Source organism: Helicobacter cappadocius, assembly GCF_030688855.1.
Lineage (GTDB): Bacteria > Campylobacterota > Campylobacteria > Campylobacterales > Helicobacteraceae > Helicobacter_J > Helicobacter_J cappadocius.
Window position 1 is genome coordinate 1 of sequence record NZ_JAUYZK010000022.1, and the last position, 2,832, is coordinate 2,832.

1 protein-coding gene is annotated in these 2,832 nt (G+C 35.1%); it reads right to left on the bottom strand.

Annotated elements, in window-relative coordinates; genetic code table 11:
* Window positions 1-2,564: DUF7149 domain-containing protein (locus Q5I06_RS08580; RefSeq protein ID WP_394358145.1), on the bottom strand; the 2,564-nt coding region annotated here is incomplete at its 3' end.
* Window positions 2,565-2,832: the final 268 nt, after the last annotated feature.

Consider the following 2,832-nt stretch of genomic DNA (forward strand, 5'->3'; position numbering starts at 1 on the left):
ATATACGGCGGATTGCCAATCACGAGATCAAACCCTACAAAATCCCCTTCTTCATCTAACACTTCAGGGAATTCAAAACGCCATTCAAAACTATCTCCTTTTCTTAATTGTTCTAGGTGTTCAAAATCACTCTTGATAGATTCTAGGAGTTTTAGCCCTACTTTATCTAACTCATCAGGAGTTTTTATTGGCTCTGAGGAACTAGAAATACCTTCAAGACCTTTTTGAAATTTGATGGGATTGTTTTTGGGTTTGCCTTTTTCATCATAGAGACTATCAGTAATAATCCTTTCTATTTCAAATCCAAAATCTGAATCTCGAAATTTTTGTTCCCATTTGAATATATCCTCTCCATATTTACCAACAAACTCCCTGACAGATTTCTCCAAACTCTGTGTTCTCTTATCCCATTTGATAAAATGCTCTTTTAGCATTGTTTTAATGCTACTAATTTTTTGCGTGATGAGCGTTTTGTTTCCTAGTGCTTCTTTGTATAGGCTTACTTGAGTTTTGTAGTCCTCTATGGCTGTTTTGAGATTTCGGGTAAATTCAATTGTGAGTCCTGTGGTGAGCTTGGTATTTATCGGAAAATTCGATATGAGTGAATTCCCTGCTTTGATATTGATATCGATATTAGGAAGGGTCTGCAGATATTTACGCTCTATGTCCTCATAATAGCTATATTTTAGGAGTTCTATCCATAATCTTAGCCTAGTGATTTCACAGGAGTTTGGGTTGATATCCACGCCAAAGAGGCAGTTTTCAATGATGCCTTTTTTTGTATTGAAGATTGCTTTTTGGATTTTGTGTGATTCTATCTCCTTGTGAGCGGGGATGCAGTAGCTTATGATTTCTCCATTTTGACCTTTGATGATGATTTCATCATTACTAAGCTCTAAGCTGATGTCTTTGAGTTTACGGCCTTGCTCATCGCAGAGGATACCTAGTTTGTATTTGATATAGATGAGTTCATTGAGAGCAGAAACGAGAAAATGCCCACTTCCTACCGCAGGATCGCAGATGGTGATACTATGGAAAATCTTGTTAGCTTCTTGTATATCATCTATTTTGTTATAGAGTTCATCAATGGTTTTGCAACCCCAGTTTTTAGCAGAGTTGAATTTATCTATCACGATCTTTGTGATAGACTCTCTACACATATAGCTAGTGATAAAACTTGGAGTATAAAAACTTCCTTCTTTATAGCCATTTAGCTTTTCAAATACTAGTCCTAACACAGCGGAGTTGATCAGCTTATCGAAGTTTATCTTTGTGTGATTTTCTATATCTTGTGGTGTGGTCGTAAAATCATAAGAGTGTAAGAAGCTAAAAAGATACTCTAGCAAGGGGAGAGAATCTTTATTTTTATATTCGCTATCTTTTTTTAAAACAGAAGATTTGTAGAGTTCTAGGGGGTTGGAATCTAAGGATCTGATCTGTTTGTTTTTGCCACCTTTTTTTTCATCTTCTTTTTCTAAGGTTGTTTTTTCAAACAAGCTTGAATTCAGATACGGAATATTTTCTAATCCTTTTGGGATTTGCGTTCTGCTTGATTCTTTTTTTGCTAGGACATCAAAAAATAGCTGGTTGAAAATCTTAAAATCAGGAATAATCTCCAAATCCAAAAATGGCTTTTTGATATGCCCAAAGGAGAGCAACATCGACTCTAATAGCCGCAAAAATAAGATTCGGTTATTCCAAGTGGTGAGCAGTGAGAATATATCTTCAAAATCATCTTGTACATTGAATCCCAGATTTTTTGTGATGGAATCTAGGAATGTATTTTGAGTGTTAGAAGGAATGATGATGACTTTGCCATTTTCTAGTTTTTCTTGCAATCCCAAAATATACAATAGCTCATCATAAAATCCCTGATTGAGAGTGTTGGCATCAATAAACATCTTTTGTTTGAGTAGAACTGCTGGGCTTAATACTGCATAAATAAGGGCAATATCCATTGTATCTGTTTGGGTGAGATCAAAATACACATAAGAAATTTCACTATTTAGCTTAGGGAGATATTCTGCTAGGTCATCATAAAATTTTTCCGTTGTAGTGTCGTTGCCTTCTTTTAGATCGGTATTTTTGAATGCTTTTAAGATGGTTTTATCCTTGCTGAAGCATTGATAGTATTCTTTTGCATCGATGATATAAAAGCAGTTCAGATTACACAAGATGATATGTTTGATGTTGTTGTTATTGTTTGAAATGCTTTCGCGTAGATAATACAAGATCGACTCGCAAAATGCCTTTGATTCTAGTGTTTCTGCATTAGCTGGAAATTGAGATTTATTTTTGAGGGATTTTGCTTCGATGATGACTTTGGCTTCGCCTTCTTCAAAGATAGTTGCATCGATCCTGCCTTTGGTATTGATTGTGTATTTGAAACACTGGGTCAAAAAGCTATTGATAGCGTTTTTGTGATGTTCTTCGCTTTCTTCTTTGTCGGTTTGTTGGAGTTTTGAGATATGGGATTTGAATTCATCTACCTGTGATTTTGAGGGGTTGATTTGAGAACTGAGATTGCCTAGAAAATCTTGAAGTGAAAGCCTGTTGTATTTCATAATCTCTGCCTAGATAAAAGGATATTTTTGAGGTAGATTATAATAAAAGTTTCTTTAAACAATACAATCAAGCACAATATAATTAAATAAAACTATAAGATCAGATAAATTCACCTTCGGTATTTTTTGGAGAACTTTGCAGGGCAAATATATCGGCAAATTCTTTGCGGTTGTATTTATCTATGGCGGCTCTACCTATCATCGCAGCATTATCAGAACAAAACTCTAGAGGTGTGAGTAATAGCTTGGCTTGAAAATCATTACAGAG